This window comes from Cupriavidus sp. USMAA2-4, from assembly GCF_001854305.1.
In the GTDB taxonomy this organism is placed as follows: domain Bacteria; phylum Pseudomonadota; class Gammaproteobacteria; order Burkholderiales; family Burkholderiaceae; genus Cupriavidus; species Cupriavidus malaysiensis.
The window spans coordinates 4155804-4172427 of record NZ_CP017748.1; the positions used below are offsets into that span (position 1 = coordinate 4155804).

The 16624-nt window shown below is 67.3% G+C and carries 14 protein-coding genes; 10 read left to right on the forward strand and 4 right to left on the reverse strand.

The annotated features are described in order from the left end of the window. Positions 1-20 precede the first annotated feature (20 nt). From BKK79_RS40415 to BKK79_RS18550, 10 genes are all read left to right on the forward strand, one after another. The gene (locus tag BKK79_RS40415) at positions 21-401 is read left to right on the forward strand and encodes a hypothetical protein (protein WP_157128441.1); all 381 of its coding nucleotides are present in this window, start codon (positions 21-23) and stop codon (positions 399-401) included. A gap of 205 nt (positions 402-606) precedes the next feature. After that, positions 607-1512 carry an SMC-Scp complex subunit ScpB gene (scpB, locus tag BKK79_RS18510; protein ID WP_071013813.1) on the forward strand — a complete coding sequence of 302 codons (906 nt, stop codon included), beginning with the start codon at positions 607-609 and terminating at the stop codon, positions 1510-1512. A gap of 4 nt (positions 1513-1516) precedes the next feature. Beyond that, a complete protein-coding gene (rluB, locus tag BKK79_RS18515; RefSeq protein WP_071038204.1) occupies positions 1517-3409 on the forward strand; it encodes a 23S rRNA pseudouridine(2605) synthase RluB in 1893 nt (630 codons plus the stop codon). 245 nt (positions 3410-3654) lie between these two features. Further along, positions 3655-4143: a ribosome maturation factor RimP gene (gene rimP / locus BKK79_RS18520; RefSeq protein WP_071038205.1), complete on the forward strand. Its 489-nt coding sequence runs from the start codon at positions 3655-3657 to the stop codon at positions 4141-4143. Next, positions 4140-5615 (forward strand): transcription termination factor NusA, encoded by a 1476-nt coding sequence (nusA, locus tag BKK79_RS18525; protein WP_071013808.1) that lies wholly within the window; start codon positions 4140-4142, stop codon positions 5613-5615. The genes rimP and nusA overlap by 4 nt, the downstream gene beginning before the upstream one ends. Before the next feature lie 88 nt (positions 5616-5703). Continuing rightward, positions 5704-8589 (forward strand): translation initiation factor IF-2, encoded by a 2886-nt coding sequence (infB, locus tag BKK79_RS18530; protein ID WP_071013805.1) that lies wholly within the window; start codon positions 5704-5706, stop codon positions 8587-8589. A gap of 59 nt (positions 8590-8648) precedes the next feature. Next, on the forward strand, positions 8649-9017 hold the full coding sequence (gene rbfA / locus BKK79_RS18535; protein ID WP_071013803.1) for a 30S ribosome-binding factor RbfA: 369 nt from the start codon (positions 8649-8651) through the stop codon (positions 9015-9017). Positions 9018-9108: 91 nt separating this feature from the next. After that, positions 9109-10059, forward strand: coding sequence for a tRNA pseudouridine(55) synthase TruB (gene truB, locus BKK79_RS18540; protein WP_071038206.1), 951 nt, complete (start codon positions 9109-9111; stop codon positions 10057-10059). Positions 10060-10429: 370 nt separating this feature from the next. Then, entirely contained in the window at positions 10430-10810 is a 381-nt protein-coding gene (locus BKK79_RS18545) for a GreA/GreB family elongation factor (protein ID WP_071013798.1), read from the forward strand. A gap of 123 nt (positions 10811-10933) precedes the next feature. Next, complete coding sequence (locus BKK79_RS18550) at positions 10934-11581, forward strand: hypothetical protein (RefSeq protein ID WP_071038207.1); 648 nt, start codon at positions 10934-10936, stop codon at positions 11579-11581. A gap of 26 nt (positions 11582-11607) precedes the next feature. On the opposite strand, the gene BKK79_RS18555 is transcribed toward BKK79_RS18550, so the two are convergent. The 4 genes from BKK79_RS18555 to BKK79_RS18570 form a co-directional block, all read right to left on the reverse strand. Then, positions 11608-13221: a DHA2 family efflux MFS transporter permease subunit gene (locus BKK79_RS18555; RefSeq protein ID WP_071038208.1), complete on the reverse strand. Its 1614-nt coding sequence runs from the start codon at positions 13219-13221 to the stop codon at positions 11608-11610. A gap of 1 nt (position 13222) precedes the next feature. Next, positions 13223-14476, reverse strand: coding sequence for an HlyD family secretion protein (locus BKK79_RS18560; RefSeq protein ID WP_071038209.1), 1254 nt, complete (start codon positions 14474-14476; stop codon positions 13223-13225). Positions 14477-14521: 45 nt separating this feature from the next. Further along, entirely contained in the window at positions 14522-16069 is a 1548-nt protein-coding gene (locus BKK79_RS18565) for an efflux transporter outer membrane subunit (RefSeq protein WP_071038210.1), read from the reverse strand. A 66-nt stretch (positions 16070-16135) separates the two neighbouring features. After that, on the reverse strand, positions 16136-16600 hold the full coding sequence (locus BKK79_RS18570) for a MarR family winged helix-turn-helix transcriptional regulator (protein WP_071013785.1): 465 nt from the start codon (positions 16598-16600) through the stop codon (positions 16136-16138). Between the last annotated feature and the right edge of the window lie 24 nt (positions 16601-16624).

Consider the following 16624-nt stretch of genomic DNA (forward strand, 5'->3'; position numbering starts at 1 on the left):
TTCTTCTGTTTTGGTGATGCGTGAGGCACTTTGTCGGGTGTGCCGAAGGCGCCGCGCTGGTGATCGGCGGTTGCAGCGCCGGGCCGGAATGCCCTACAATCGGCAGCATTGCAGTATCTATCGCGCTGGCGCTGCCGCGCGCATGGCCGGGCAACTCGAACGGCCGTCCTGAGGCCAGTCCGGGCAGAATGTTGCTGACGGACGTAGCCACCTCGCAGCAAGCCATGCCGGTTGACAAGATCTCCGGTTCAAAAGACCGGCTGGGCGTTGCGCGACGGGAGGTGCGCAACACCGTGCGGATGACTGCATCGTTCTTGCGGCGGAAGGGGTTGGACCCGTTCGCGCCGATCCGCCGCTCCAGAAGGGCGGTGCAACGCAAGAGGCCTTTCGGCCGGCGCTGAGGCCGGCAGCAGGGCAATTCTCCGCCGGACTGACCCGGCAACCCGAAGCAGAATAAGATGGGCGCGCGGCTTTCATGCGGACGGCATGCCGGCCGGCCGCGCAATGAGATGGCGATGGCGCTTCGGCCTCGCTGGATCCGAAATCCCCGAATCCTCCGGCGGTCCGCCGGGGGCAGGTGCAAAGACAGGCTGCACACATCCGTATATGAATACCCAAGAGGCGAAAATCGTCCTCGAGACTGCGTTGATCTGCGCGCAGGAGCCCTTGCGCGTGGCGGAACTGCGACGGTTGTTCGCCGATGAGGTGGCTGCCGACACCATCCGCGTGCTGCTGGACGAGTTACGTCTGGATTGGCGTGATCGGGGCGTGGAACTGGTGGCGCTGGCCAGTGGCTGGCGTTTCCAGAGCCGGCCCGGCATGCGCGAATACCTCGATCGCCTGAATCCGGAGAAGCCGCCGAAATACTCGCGCGCGGTGATGGAGACGCTGGCGATCATCGCGTACCGGCAGCCGGTAACCCGCGGCGACATCGAAGAGATCCGCGGGGTGACCGTCAGCACGGAGGTGATCAAGCGGCTCGAGGACCGCGAATGGATCGAAGTGATCGGCCATCGCGATGTGCCAGGGCGACCCGCGCTGTACGCGACCACCAAGGCTTTCCTCGATGATCTCGGCTTGCGTACCCTGGACGAGTTGCCCCAGCTGGAGGATGCGCAAGCGCAGATCCAGGCGGCCTTGCTGGACCAGCAGGCCATTGACTTCGAGTCGCTTGGCCAGGCCGGCGTGCCCGCCGGGCAGGATGCGGAGGGGCAATTGGCCCTGGATGGCATGACGGTCGCCGAGGCCGGCCGTGTCGCCGGCGGCCTGGCGCCGGCGACGCTTACCGAGGCGATCATCGAAGCCGCACCTGGGCAGGTTCCCGCCGGGTTTGACGCCGTTCCCCAGGCTGTGCGGCAGATACCTGAGCCAGCCAGCCATGCCGCCGAGGCGTCCGCGCGGACGCCGGCCGACGGCGTACCCGATACCGAGACCGCATCCGCCCAGCCGGCCGATGCTCTCACGCCGGCAGACGGCGAGCGCGATGCGCGCGACGAGCGCCTGCCTAACTGAACCCATGCAACATCCGATTGTGAATACTTTGTCCGATTCTGTAGAGCAAGACGTCCGCCACGCGGATGCGCCGGGCAGCGATGCCGGCAGTGCGGCCGAGTCCGGCGCATCTCCCGAGGGCGGCGCACGCCGCAAGGGCCTGCGGCGCGGCTTGCGCAATCTGGTGGCGAGCCGCCGCCAGGCGGCGCAGGATCGAGAGGCCGGCCGTGGCGCGGCGCCCGAAGGCGGCGATGCCGCGCCTGGCGAGCCTGCGCCGGCGGCGTCGGCTCAAGGCGGCAAGTCGGCAGGGCGCAGCCGCGGCAAGCGCAAGGCTGCAGCGGTCGACGCGGAAGCCGAGGCCATCCGTGCCGAAGCGGCACAGGCTGCGCCGGGCCAGGACGGGCAGCCGGTGCCGGCCGCGCCGGGTGGCCGCGAAGGTGGTGCGCGCAAGCGCAGGCCGGGACAAGGCCAGCAGGGGCGGGCGGCAAAGCCGGCCGGCGAGTCGGCCAAGGCCGGCGGCCGCCCGCAGGCCAAGGGCAAGGCCACGCAGCCGCGTCAGGGCGCGTCCAAGGGTACTGGCAGCCCCGACGATCTGTTCCGCTTCGTGATCTCGGACCAGTTCGACCAGGAAGAGACCGTGGTGCCGCGCACCAAGGCGAAGCCGGTGCGCGAACTGTCGGCCGACGATGATGCGCCCAAGCTGCACAAAGTGCTGGCCGATGGCGGGCTGGGTTCGCGCCGCGAGATGGAAGAACTGATCCTGCAGGGGCGCGTGTCGGTCAATGGCCTGCCGGCCCATATCGGCCAGCGCATCCTGCCGACCGACCAGGTCCGCGTCAATGGCAAGCTGATTGCCCGCAAGATTTCGAGCAAGCCGCCGCGCGTGCTGCTCTACCACAAGCCGTCCGGCGAGATCGTTAGTCAGTCGGATCCGGAAGGCCGCCCGACCGTGTTCGACAACCTGCCGCGCATGAAGACCGGCAAGTGGGTCGCGGTCGGCCGCCTGGACTTCAACACGGAAGGCCTGCTGATCTTCACCACCTCCGGGGACATCGCCAACCGCTTCATGCATCCGCGCTACGGCGTCGAGCGCGAGTACGCGGTGCGCACGCTGGGTGAGCTGGCCGAGTCCGATCGCCAGCGGCTGCTGCACGGCATCCAGCTCGACGACGGTGAGGCGAGCTTCCTGCGCATCGCTGATGGCGGCGGCGAGGGCATCAACCGCTGGTACCACGTGGCCCTGACCGAGGGGCGCAACCGCGAGGTGCGCCGCATGTTCGAGGCGGTGGGGCTGACGGTGTCGCGCCTGATCCGCACGCGCTACGGACAGTTTCTGCTGCCGCGCGGACTCAAGCGCGGTCGCTGGCACGAGCTGGAGGCCGAAGAGGTACGCGCGCTGATGAGCGGCATCGGGCTCAAGCTGCCCGGCAAGGGCGAGCAATCGAGCAAGGGGGTGACCAAGGTCGGCGGCCGCAAGCAGCGCGAGGAAGCGGCGCTGGCAGGTATGCCGATGCCGACCGGCATGGACGGCCTGCCGCGCTTCGAGCGTGCGGCAGGCGGCCGGGGCAATGGTGCCGGCCGTGGCCAGCCGGACCCGATGCAGACGTCGATGGGGTACATCAGTCACGGTCCCACCCTGCTGACTTCGCATTCCAAGCTTGCCAGCGGCGTGAGCCTTCCCGGTGCAGCCATGCCGGTGGGTGGCAACAAGGGCGGCAACAAGGGTGGTGGGCGCGGCAAGGCTGGCGCCGGCGGCGGCGGTGGTGCCGGTCGCCAGCAACAGCAGCGACGTGGCGGCGATGTGAACGGCAACGTGATGCCGAAGGCGGCCAAATCCGGTGGCGCCAACCGGCGCCCGCGTGGTCGTAGCGGCGGTGGCGGCGGTGGTGGTGGCGGCCAGCGCGGCGGAAACCGCTGAGGTGCGGTGAAAGGCGCAAAGCCGGGTGGCGTGGCTGCCCGGTCGGCCTTTTGCCTTTTGCACATAATCTGCGTATAATCCAAGTCTATTCAAAAGTGTCATCCTCAGATGGGTGAGCGAATGATGGGCATTGCGCCCATTTTTTTTTGCTCCATCCGGTTTCTCGTTTCGGGGGTGGCGCGGCGAGCCGAAGCGGATGCCGCACGGCCCGCGATCGTGTTTGAAGGCCATTACTCGGGAATACAGTGCATCTGGCAGATTTGATCGAAACCACCCTGAACGGCATGGGGTACGAGCTGGTCGAGCTCGAGCGTGCCCCGGCAGGATTGCTGCGCGTGTATATCGATCAGCCTGAGACGGGCATCGTCATCGAGGATTGCGAGAAGGTCAGCCGGCAGTTGACGCACGTGCTGACGGTCGAGAACGTCGACTATGAGCGCCTCGAGGTGTCGTCTCCGGGGCTGGACCGGCCGCTCAAGAAGCTGGCCGACTACGTCCGCTTCGCCGGCGCGCAGGCCAGGGTCACGCTGCGCCTGCCGGTCGACGGGCAGAAGAACTTCGTCGGCGTGCTGCAGGCACCGGCCGGCGAGCTTGGCGCCGAGAAGATCGGCCTGGAGTTCGAAGGGAAGAACGGCCCGTCGCTGCTGGAATTCACTGTATCCGATGTCGACCGCGCGCGCCTGGTGCCGGTGATCGACTTCAAAGGAAATCAAAGAAAAGGGAACAAGCAATGAGCCGCGAAGTTCTGTTGCTCGTCGATGCGCTTGCGCGTGAGAAGAACGTCGACAAGGATGTGGTATTCGGTGCGCTCGAGGCGGCTCTTGCCTCGGCCACCAAGAAGCGCTTCGAGGAAGACGTGGACATCCGTGTCGCGATCGATCGTGAAAGTGGCGAGCATGAAACGTTCCGCCGCTGGCTTGTCGTTCCCGATGAACAAGGCCTGCAGGAGCCGGACAAACAGATCCTGCTGTTCGAGGCGGTCGAGCAGAATCCCGACATCAAGCTCGATGACTACATCGAGGAACAGATCGAGTCGGTCGAGTTCGGCCGTATCGGCGCCCAGGCCGCAAAGCAGGTGATCCTGCAGCGCATCCGCGACGCCGAGCGCGAGCAGATCCTGAACGACTACCTCGACCGCGGCGAAAAGATCATGACCGGCACGGTCAAGCGTGCCGACAAGAAGGGCCTGATCGTCGAGTCTGGCCGCGTCGAGGCGCTGCTGGCGCGCGACCAGATCATCCCGAAGGAGAACCTGCGCACCGGCGACCGTGTGCGTGCGTACATCCTGAACGTCGACCGCACCGCACGCGGACCGCAGATCGAGCTGTCGCGCACCGCGCCCGAATTTCTCGTCAAGCTGTTCGAGAACGAAGTACCCGAGATGGAGCAGGGCCTGCTGGAGATCAAGGCCGCCGCGCGCGATCCTGGCGTGCGCGCCAAGATCGCCGTGGTCGCCCACGACAAGCGTATCGATCCGATCGGCACCTGCGTCGGCGTGCGTGGCACGCGCGTGACCGCGGTGCGCAATGAGATCGGCGGCGAGGCGGTGGACATCGTGCTGTGGTCGGAGGATCCGGCGCAGTTCGTCATCGGCGCGCTGGCACCGGCGCAAGTGCAGTCGATCGTGGTCGATGAAGAGAAGCACTGCATGGATGTGGTGGTCGACGAGGAGAACCTCGCCGTCGCCATCGGCCGCAGCGGGCAGAACGTGCGGCTGGCGTCCGAGCTGACCGGCTGGCAGATCAACATCATGACCCAGGAAGAGTCGGCGCAGAAGCAGGCCGAGGAAAGCGAGGTCGTGCGCAAGCTGTTCATGGCCAAGCTGGACGTGGACGAGGAAGTGGCCGACATCCTGATCGAAGAAGGCTTCTCCACGCTGGAGGAAGTGGCCTACGTGCCTATCAGCGAGATGCTGGAGATCGAGGCGTTCGACGAGGACACGGTCAACGAACTGCGCAACCGCGCGCGCGACGCGCTGTTGACGATGGAATTGGCCCGGGAAGAAAGGGTGGAAGAGGTGTCGCAGGATCTGCGTTCCCTCGAAGGCCTGACCCCGGAACTGATCGGCAAGCTGGCGGAAGGCAATATCCACACGCGCGACGACCTGGCCGAGCTGGCCGTCGACGAAGTGATCGAGATGATCGGCGTCAGCGAGGAAGAAGCCAAGGCGCTGATCATGAAGGCACGGGAACACTGGTTTAACTGAGGGACACGCCCGGGGCCCGCGCGCCCCGGGCGCGATTTCCGCGAACGAAACTGTCCCGACGTAGAAACCGAGCATTGAAAGGGTTTGAATGGCAAGCACAACAGTTGCCCAACTGGCCGCAGAACTGAGTCGCAGCGCAGCTGCCCTGCTGGAACAATTGCAGGCAGCTGGAGTGGGCAAAGCCACTGCTGACGACATTGTTACCGAGTCGGACAAGACCCGGCTGCTGGACTATCTGAAGCGCGTCCATGGCGCCGCGGACGATAGCGCCCGCAAGAAGATCACGCTGACCAAGCGCGAGACTTCCGAGATCCGCCAGGCCGACTCCACAGGCAAGACGCGCACCGTGCAGGTCGAGGTGCGCAAGAAGCGCGTCCTGATCAAGCGTGACGAGGCCGGCGGCGATGGCCAGGTCGACGCGCACGACGGCCGCGATGCCGCCGCCGAGGCTGCCGATCAGGCACGCCGCGAGGAGGAAGAGCGTCAGCAGGCGGAACTGCTGGCTCGCCAGGAAGCCGAAGCGAAGGCGCGCCGCGAGGCCGCCGAGCGCGAAGAGGCCGAACGTCGCGCCAGGCAGGAAGCGCTGGAGGCCGAGGAACGCCGCCAGGCCGAACTCGCCAGGGCGAAGGCCGAGGAAGAGGCTGCGGCCAGCCGTGCGGCGAACGATGCTGCCGAGGAAGCGGCGCGCAAGACGGCCGAGGACGAGAAGAACCGTCTGTCAGCCGAGCGTGCCGTGGCGCAGAAGGCCGCCGATGATGCCAAGGCAGCCGCCGACAAGGCGCGCGCCGAGCAGGATGCCGCGCGTAAGCGTCGCGAGGCCGCCGAGGCCGAGGCCCGCGCCATCCAGCAGATGTTGAATGCGCCCGCGCGCGTGCTGAAGGCGCCGTCCGAGCGCAAGGCCGAGGAAAAGAAGGCCGAGCAGACCGGCACCCTGCACAAGCCGGTCAAGCCGGCCGGTACCGAGGCCAAGAAGGAAGACAAGAAGCCTGCCACGACCACGACGACCGCTGCCACGACCGACAAGAAGTCGGGCAAGGTGCTGAAGTCGGGCAGCTCGTCGACCTGGCAGGACGAAGGCAAGAAGAAGGGTGGCGGCCTGAAGACCCGCGGCGATTCCTCCGGTGGTGTCGGTGGCTGGCGCGGTGGTCCGCGCGGCCGCGGTGGCAAGCAGCAGGTCGATGACAGCCGCAGCAATTTCCACGCGCCGACCGAGCCGGTGGTGCGCGAAGTGCACGTGCCCGAGACTATCTCGGTGGCCGACCTGGCGCACAAGATGGCCGTCAAGGCATCCGAGGTCATCAAGCAGATGATGAAGCTCGGCCAGATGGTGACCATCAACCAGGTGCTGGACCAGGAAACCGCCATGATCGTGGTGGAAGAAATGGGCCACAAGGCGTTCGCCGCCAAGCTGGACGATCCGGAAGCCCTGCTGGACGTCGGCGAGGAGCATACCGACGCCGAGCAGCTGCCGCGTCCGCCGGTGGTGACCGTGATGGGTCACGTCGACCACGGCAAGACCTCGCTGCTGGACTACATCCGCCGCACCAAGGTGGCTGCGGGCGAAGCCGGCGGCATTACGCAGCATATCGGTGCCTACCACGTCGAGACCGAGCGTGGCGTGATCACCTTCCTGGACACCCCGGGCCACGAGGCGTTCACCGCCATGCGTGCGCGCGGTGCCAAGGCAACCGACATCGTCATCCTGGTGGTGGCCGCCGACGACGGCGTGATGCCCCAGACCAAGGAGGCGATCTCGCACGCGAAGGCAGCGGGCGTGCCCATCGTGGTGGCGATCAACAAGATCGACAAGCCGGATGCCAATCCCGATCGCGTCAAGCAGGAACTGGTGGCCGAGCAGGTCTTGCCGGAAGAGTACGGCGGCGATTCGCCTTTCGTTCCGGTGTCGGCCAAGATGGGTACGGGCGTGGACGAACTGCTGGAGCAGGTGCTGCTGCAGGCGGAAGTGCTCGAACTGAAGGCACCGGTCGATGCCCCGGCCAAGGGCCTGGTGGTGGAAGCCCAGCTGGACAAGGGCAAGGGCCCGATCGCGACCATCCTGGTCACCAGTGGCACGCTCAAGCGTGGCGACGTGGTGCTGGCCGGCAGTGCGTACGGCCGCGTCCGTGCGATGCTGGACGAGAACAGCAAGCCGACCAAGGAAGCCGGTCCGTCCATCCCGGTGGAAATCCAGGGCCTGTCCGAGGTTCCGGCCGCCGGCGAGGAAGTGCTGGTGCTGCCGGACGAGCGCAAGGCGCGCGAGATCGCGCTGTTCCGCCAGGGCAAGTTCCGCGACGTCAAGCTGGCCAAGCAGCAGGCAGCCAAGCTGGAGACCATGCTGGAGCAGATGAGCGAAGGCGAAGTGCAGACGCTGCCGCTGATCGTCAAGGCAGACGTGCAGGGCTCGCAGGAAGCGCTGGTGCAATCGCTGCAGAAGCTGTCGACCGACGAGGTGCGCGTGCAGATCGTGCACGCCGCGGTGGGCGGTATCTCCGAGTCCGACGTCAACCTGGCGACGGCCTCGAAGGCGGTCATCATCGGCTTCAACGTGCGTGCCGACGCTGGCGCGCGCAAGCTGGCCGAGCACAATGGCATCGACATCCGCTACTACAACATCATTTACGATGCGGTAGACGAGATCAAGGCGGCGATGTCCGGCATGCTGGCGCCCGAAAAGCGCGAGACGACCATCGGCCAGATCGAGGTGCGCCAGGTGTTCCGCGTGCCGAAGGTCGGCGCCGTGGCCGGCTGTATGGTTACGGATGGCCTGGTCAAGCGCTCGTCGCTGGTGCGTGTGCTGCGCAACAACGTGGTCATCCACAGCGGCGAACTCGACTCGCTCAAGCGTTTCAAGGACGACGTCAAGGAAGTCAAGCAGGGCTTCGAGTGCGGTCTGTCGATCAAGAACTTCAACGACGTTCAGGAAGGCGACCAGCTCGAAGTGTTTGAAATCACCGAGGTGGCGCGCACGCTGTAAGGCGGGCGCGGCGGCGGCCGGCCGGACCGGCCGCCGCCATCTCGACAACGCAGGTTCGCATGGCCAAGAAAGGCTCCATTTCCTCCCGCAATCTCCGTATCTCCGACCAGATCCAGAAGGACCTGGCCGAGATGATCCAGCGAGAGCTGCGTGATCCGCGCCTCGGCCTGGTCACGCTGCAGTCAGTCACGCTGACGCCGGACTACGCGCACGCCAAGGTGTACTTCACCGTGCTGGGCGCCGAACCCGAGGCGGCCGCGGCGGCTCTCAACGAGAAGGCAGGCTACCTGCACTCGCTGCTGTTCAAGCGCCTGCATATCCATACGGTGCCGACGCTGCATTTCCATCACGATACCTCGGTGGAACATGCCATCGAGATGTCCAAGCTGATCCACCAGGCCAACGCCGACCGCGCCAAGGACGACTGATCCGGGCGGCCGGCCCTGCCGCAACGGCAGGGGCCTTCCGGCGCGGCCGTGCATCGTAGCGATCGCCCGCCGCGCTTCCTTCCAGATTCCGATGACCGATTCCAACGCGTCCCGCCCGCCGCGCCTGCCGCGCCGCGACGTGCATGGCGTGCTGCTGCTCGACAAACCGCTCGGGCTGTCGTCCAACGACGCCCTGGTGCGTGCCAAGCGCCTGCTGCGCGCGAACAAGGCCGGACATACCGGCACACTCGATCCGCTGGCGACCGGGCTGCTGCCCTTGTGCTTCGGCGAAGCCACCAAGTTCTCGCAGGATCTGCTCGAAGCCGACAAGACCTATGAGGCGACCGTCTGCCTGGGTGTGACCACCGCCAGCGGCGATGCGGAGGGAGAGGTCCTGCAGCGGCGTCCCGTGACGTGCGGGCCCGAAGCGCTGAATGCGGTGCTGGCGCGTTTCATCGGCGAGATCGAGCAGGTGCCCCCGATGTACTCGGCGCTGAAGAAGGACGGCCGGCCCTTGTACGAATATGCCCGTGCCGGGCAAACCGTGGAGCGCGCCGCGCGGCGCGTCACCATCCACGAGCTTGCCCTGCTCGATTGCACGTTGCCGGCACAACCGGGTTTTTCCATGCGTGTCCGCTGCAGCAAGGGCACCTATATCCGCACCCTGGCCGAAGACATCGGTGAAGCCCTGGGCTGTGGTGCCCACCTGACCGCCCTGCGCCGCACGCAAGTGGGCGACCTGAGCCTGGCGGGTGCTGTCACGCTGGAACAGATCGAGCAGCAGGCGGACGAACAGCGTCCGGCCTTGCTGGCGCCCGTCGATGCCCTGTTGCAGCGCTGTCCGCCCGTGTCCCTCGATGCTGCGGCGAGTGCGCGCTTCCTGCAGGGACAGCGGATCGCAAGGCGCGACCTGCCGGCCGGCGCACCGGCTCTGCAGGAAGAGATGCTGGCGCGCGTGTACGCGGCGGAGGACGGGCGGTTGCTCGGGGTGGCGCGCATGCGCGAAGGGGCGCTGCGTCCCGAACGACTGGTCAGGCTCTAGCCAAACCGCGGCCTCGATCGCCTGGTTTCGCGAAATGTCTGTTTCTGCGGCCAACGTCGGCAAAATCCTTCACTTTTGTTGTGAAATCTGGTTGAATGGTGCTTCCGTCCTGGTTGTCGATGTCGACATCGCCAGGACGTTGAACCGTCGACCATGATCACCGCCGTCACCTATCTCCTGCGCGCGGCGACAGCCGCCGTCCTCATCTCCGCCCGGTCCCTCGTCTGACGCTGTCCGCGCCAGGCCGAGGCACCGGGCCGAAACCCGCTCCCGTCAAGACCCTGTTCGGGCGCGCAGCGCGGCGCGCCCTGTCTGCACACGATGGCACGCGCTTCCCAGCGCGGCGCCGTCCCTGACTTTGGGAGTCGCCATGCGAAACACGGTTTTCCTGACCGCGGCCGAAGCCGCACGCCTGCGCGAGCTGGCAGTCTCCACCCGCACGGCGCCCGAACTGCGCCGCTCCTTGCATGCCGTGCTCGATCGGGCCGAGATCCGTCCCGCCCAGGCCTTGCCGGCGGCGGTGGTGCGCCTGCACGCGCCATTTCTCTGCATCGAGGTGCGCCATCGCGAGCACTTCCATTGGCGCATCGTTTATCCGGAACAGGCGGATTTCGGCCGCGGCTGGCTCAGCGTTCTGTCGCCGGCCGGTGTCGCGCTGCTGGGTACGCCTGTGGGATGCCCGGTGCGCTTGCCGGTGGAGGGCGACGGCCAGGCGCTCGAACTGCTGGTCGAGGAAGTGCTGCCGGGCTGAGGGCGGCGGTCGCTTCCAGTCGATACGCGCTGCACTGGCGCTGCGCGTGGTCATGCGGGGTGGGCGGCGCTAACGGCTGGCCGCCGCCCGCCCGCGGGTGTGCAAAGCGGGGAGAAGAGAGGGATGTCCATCATGCGTTGGATGGGGGCGCAGCGCTGGCCAATGTCCGCTGCCCGGGCGCGGGAGCGTGTCGAGGTCGCCGCGCTGGAGTTGCCGGAAGGTGAGCGGCGCTGGCTGCGCGACCGGCTCGTCTGCCAGGACCTGGCCGACGCGCTGGCAGCGCAGGGGGCCGCGTTGCTCGGGCGGGTCGACCATGAGCCGGTGCACGGCTGCTGCGTGGCGCAGATCGCGGGAGGGGCGCCGATGCGGCTTCATGTGGCCGTGCTCGGCGATGCGATCGGCAGCGGTAACGGCAGCGGCGGCCGGATCGGCCGTGTCGGGCCGGCGGCATGGCTCGAGGCAGTGGATGCCGCGCTCGCCAGCGTCGATGCACAGGCGGCCGCTGAAGCCGCCGGCTTGGGTGGCACACCGTACGCGGTCTGCGCAGTGTTGCTGGCGGAGCCCGCCATGCCCGTCGCACCCGACGTGCTCGGCACGCTGCCAGTGGTGGAATGGTTCGGCTTCGGTCCCTATCGCTGCCTGCGAGCCGCCTATGTGCTGGCAAGCAATCCGGCTCGGCCGTCGGGATGGCAGGCCTTGCGCGTGGGGATCGAGACAGGGCAGGCGGGCTGGCGCGGCGAGACGGTACTTGGCCGGCGCCGCGGTGCCTGAGGGGGCACCGCGGCGCCGGCGGGGGCTCAGTGCGCGCCGGCCGCTGCGTCGGCGCCGCCCCCGCCCTTGGCGGGCTTGGTCAGCCAGACGAAGCCGATCAGTACGAAGAACAGCACTCCGGAGATCCAGAAGATATCGTTTGCGCCCAGCATCGACGCCTGCAGGCTGAGATTGCGCTCGATGACCCCGGTGGCCTGGGTCTGGCTCATGCCCATCTGCATCAGGTGGTTGAGCTGGTCCAGATAGGCCGTGTCATAGGGGTTGACCTTCTCCACCAGCCGCGCGTGGTGCAGCGCCGAGCGGTTCTCCCATACCGTCGTCGAGATCGACGCGCCGATCGCGCCGAAGGTGATCCGCACGAAGTTCGACAGGCCCGAGGCGGCGGGGATCTTCTCCGGCGGCTGGCCCGACAGGATGATCGAGGTCAGCGGGATGAAGAACATCGCCATCGCCGCGCCCTGGATCAGGGTCGGGATCATCAGCGTGCGGGTGTCGACCTGCGTGGTGAAACCCGCGCGCATCAGGCTGACGATGCCGAAGGTGATGAAGGCCGTGGTGGCGACCCAGCGCGCATCCATCCGCGGCAGGTTGCGGCCGATCACCGGGGACAGCAGGATGGCGAAGATCCCCACCGGGGCCATCACGATGCCTGCATCGGTGGCGGTATAGCCCACGATCGTCTGCAGCCACAGGGGCAGGATCACCAGGTTGCCGAAGAACAGTCCGTAGGCCACGGAGATGGCCACCACGCCCGCACTGAAGTTGCGGCCCTTGAACAGGCTGATATCGACGATCGGATGCTTCTCGTAGCTTTCCCAGATCAGGAAGAACAGGAAGCCGACCACCGCCACCAGCGTGAGCACCACGATCTCGGTGGAGTGGAACCAATCGAGTTCCTTGCCCTTGTCGAGCATCAGCTGCATCGAGCCGACCCAGATCACCAGCAGCGCCAGTCCGATACGGTCGATCGGCAGCAGCTTGGTGGGTGTCTCGCGTTCGCGGTAGATGACCCAGGTGGCGTAGGCCGCCATCAGGCCGACCGGGATGTTGATGTAGAAGATCCACGGCCACGTCATGTTGTCGGAGATCCAGCCCCCCAGCAACGGTCCCATGATCGGCGCGACCAGTGTGGTCATGCCCCACAAGGCCAGCGCCATGGTGCTCTTCTGCGGTGGATAGCTCGACAGCAGCAGCGACTGCGACAGCGGGATCATCGGGCCGGCCACGGCGCCTTGCAGGATCCGCGCGGCGAGCAGTACCTCGAGGTTCGGCGCCACGCCGCACAGCCACGACGAGAGCACGAACAGCAGGATCGAGGTGATGAACAGCCGCACCGCGCCGAAGCGGGTGGTCAGCCAGCCGGTCAGCGGCACCGAGATGGCGTTGGCCACGGCGAACGAGGTGATCACCCAGGTGCCCTGGTTGGGCGCCACGCCAAGGTCGCCGGAGATGGCCGGAATCGACACGTTGGCGATCGACGAGTCGAGCACGTTCATGAACGTGGCCAGCGACAGCGCGATGGTGCCGATGATCAGCCGGCCGCCGGTCAGCGGGGCGGGTGCAGCCGGCCGCGGCGCCGGGCGCGCAGCCGTGTCCGGCTTGCGGTCCGGGCTGGCCGGAGCGGAGGCGGTAGCGGCCATGTCAGCTGTTGGCGTTGGCGGCCGTTGGCTTGGCGCTGGCGCTGTCGGCCTGCGGGGTTGCCGGCAGGCTGGCCGGGCGGCCGCCGTTGTTGTTCGAGATGATGCGCTCGATCAGCGCGTCCGCATCGTGGCCGACCTTCTCATAGACGTCGGTCTGCAGCGGGCGCGGCGCTGGTGCGGCCGCCATGGCGGCGCCTTCCTCCTTGCGTACGTCGACGGTGACGTTCATCGACAGGCCGACGCGTAGCGGATGGTCCTTGAGCTGCTGCGGGTCGAGCGCAATGCGAACCGGCAGGCGCTGCACCACCTTGATCCAGTTGCCGGTGGCATTCTGCGCCGGCAGCAGCGAGAAGGCCGAGCCGGTGCCGGCGGAGAAGCCTTCGACCTTGCCCTGGTACTTGACCTTGGAGCCGTAGACGTCGGCTTCCAGCGTGACCGGCTGGCCCACGCGCATATGGGTGATCTGGACCTCCTTGAAGTTGGCGTCGACCCACACCTGGTCGAGCGGCACCACTGCCATCAGCGGGCTGCCGGCGGCGACGCGCTGGCCTACCTGTACCGACCGCTTGGCCACGTAGCCGGTGACCGGCGCCGGCAGCGTCGAACGCGCATAGGCCAGGTAGGCCGAGCGCAGGTTGGCGGCGGCGCGCTGTACATTGGGATGCTTCTCGACCGTGGTGTGGTCGGTCAGCGCCTGGTTCGAGGCCAGCTGCTCGCGGGCGGCCAGCAGCGAGGACTCGGCTGCCTTGAGCGCGGTCTGGGCATGCGAGATCTCCTCGCTGGACACCGCGCCGGTGCCGGAGATCGCCTGGCGGCGGCGCAGGTCTTCGCGGGCCTTGGCGAGATCGGCCTCCCGCATCGACACATTGGCGGCCAGCGAGCCGTTGTTCACATACAGCGTGCGCACTTCGCGCACGGCCTGCGCGAGCTGCGCCTCGGCCTGTTCGAGTGCCACCTGCGAATCGGCGCGATCGAGCTGGATCAGCGGCTGGCCGGACGTGACCAGCTGGGTGTCGTCGGCGGAGATCGAGACCACGGTGCCGGCCACCAGCGGCGTGACCTGGACCACGTTGCCGGCGACATAGGCGTCGTCGGTGTTCTCGAAGTAGCGGCCGTACATGGCCCAGTAGGCGCCGTAGGCCACGCCCGCGACTACGATCACGGTGGTCAGTGTCAGCAGCATGCGCTTGCGCTTGCCGTTGGGATTCGAGGTTTGTTGCGGCTGCTTGCCGGCCGCGTTCTGGTTTTCGCTCATGATTGTCTTTCTGGAAATAGGCTGTGCAATCCGGAAGGCGCCGCGTCAGCCGCGCGCCGCCGCCTCGTTATTTGCCGTGGACCGGCTGGCGGGCGCCGGGGTGGCGCCGGACTCGGCGGCTTCGCCGGCCTCCTCGCGGTAGCCGCCACCGAGCGTCTTCATCAGGCTCATCTGCAGGTCGAGCCGGCGCGACATCATGTCGGCGGCCAGGCGGCGCTGCTGCAGCACGTTGCTCTCGGCGTTGAGCACGGTGAGCTGCGTACCCAGGCCGGCCTTGTAACGGGTGGTGGCCAGCGAATAGGCATGCTCGGCCAGGTCCAGCGCCTGTTTCTGGGTCTGGATCTGCTGGTCGACGCTGTGGATGCTGGTCATGGCATCCGCGGTCTCGCGCAGTGCGTCGACCAGCGTCTGGTTGTAGCTGGCGACGGCCGAGTCGTACTTGGCGTATTTGCCCTTCAGGTTGGCGCGCAGGCGGCCGCCTTCGAAGACCGGCAGGGTCAGCGAGGGGCCGAAGCCGAAGGTGCGGCTGATGCCCATCAGCAGCTTGCTGGTATCGAGCGAGGCGAAGCCGGCGAAGGCGGTCAGGCTGACGTTGGGCAGGAATTCTGCCTTGGCCACATCGATATCCTTGGACGCGGCTTCCACTCGCCAGCGCGCAGCGACCAGGTCGGGCCGCCGGCCCAGCAGGCCGATGGCGAGGTCGTCAGGCACGTTTGGCGAGGCGTTGGCCAGCAGCGTGGGGCGGGTGATGGCCTGGCCGCGGTCGGGGCCCAGGCCCAGCAGTGCGGCGAGCTGGTTGCGCACCAGAGCGATCTGCTCGTCCACGCGCTGCAGGTCGGTCTGTGCCGCGGCGACGGTACCGCGTGCCTGGGTGGTCTCGACCTGGGTGTCGAGGCCCGCGGCCAGGCGGTCGCGCGACAGCTTGCTCAGGTCTTCACGCTGGGCGATGGCACGCACATCCACGTCGCGCTGGGCGTAGAGCGCGGCCAGTTGCGCGTAGGCGCGTGCCACCGCGGTTGTCAGCACCAGGCGCGCCGACTGGGCTTCGGCCTCGGTGACGCGGTCGTCGGACAGTGCTGCCTGCAAGGCCGCGCGGTTCTTGCCCCAGAAATCGAGATCGTAATTCAAGCCCAGCTGCATGCGGCCCTGGTTCTCCCAGGCGCCGGCCAACGGGGTGCCGGCGAACAGGTCGGTCTGGGAGAAGCGCTGGCGTGTCAGGCTGCCTTCGAAATCCACGCTGGGGTAAAGCGCGGCGCGTGTGGCATCGGCCATCGCGCGCGAAGCGGCCAGGCGGGCATAAGCCGATTGCAGGCTCGGGCTGTTCTGGATGGCTTCATCCACCAGCGTGCGCAGCTGAGGGTCATGGAACTGGTCGACCCAGTCCATCGAAGGCCATTGGCCGTGCTCGGCCGGCAGCGTCTGCGAGGCGGCCAGCGCGGCCGGGTCGGTTTTGCTCAGCGTGCTGTGCGCATCGCCGAAGGCCGCACAGCCGGCCAGCGCGGCTGCGGCCAGCGCGGTCAGCGCCAGCGGGGCGGCGCGACGCATCAGGAAATGCGCGGCCCGCGCGGGCGGGAAGGGGAGGGCTGATTTCATCGTGTCGCTCCGAGGCGGAGCCATGCTGTTGGTTTTCAAGTCTTGTCGTGGCGGTGCGGCCGGGCGCTATCCGCTGTTGTTATCGATGACGCGCGTCAGCATGGTGCGCAGGCAGGTGATTTCATCCGGCGAGAAGCCGCGCAGGCGGCGTTCCACCACGCGGATGAAGATGGCGGGCAGGTGCACCATCATGGCCCGGCCCTGTTCGGTCAGCGAGAGTTCCACCACGCGCCGGTCGGAGGTGCTGCGCTGGCGCTCGATCAGGCCGCGCTTTTCCATGCGGCCCAGCAGCCGCGTCACCGATCCCATGTCGGTGCCCATTTCGCGGCCGAGGTCGGTGACGGTGCTGGCGCGGCCGGTGCCCAGCATCATCAGGCACACCGCCTGCACATGGGTGATGTCGAGGGCGCTCACTTCCTGCTCGACCTCGTGCGTCAAGGCGGATTTCGCCCGCGCCAGCAGATAGCCGATGCTATCCTGCATGTTGTACTCGGCGGGATTCAGGGAAGGCGTCATCAGGTTGGCCGACATGTTTTTTGCCAATGCAATCTTTGC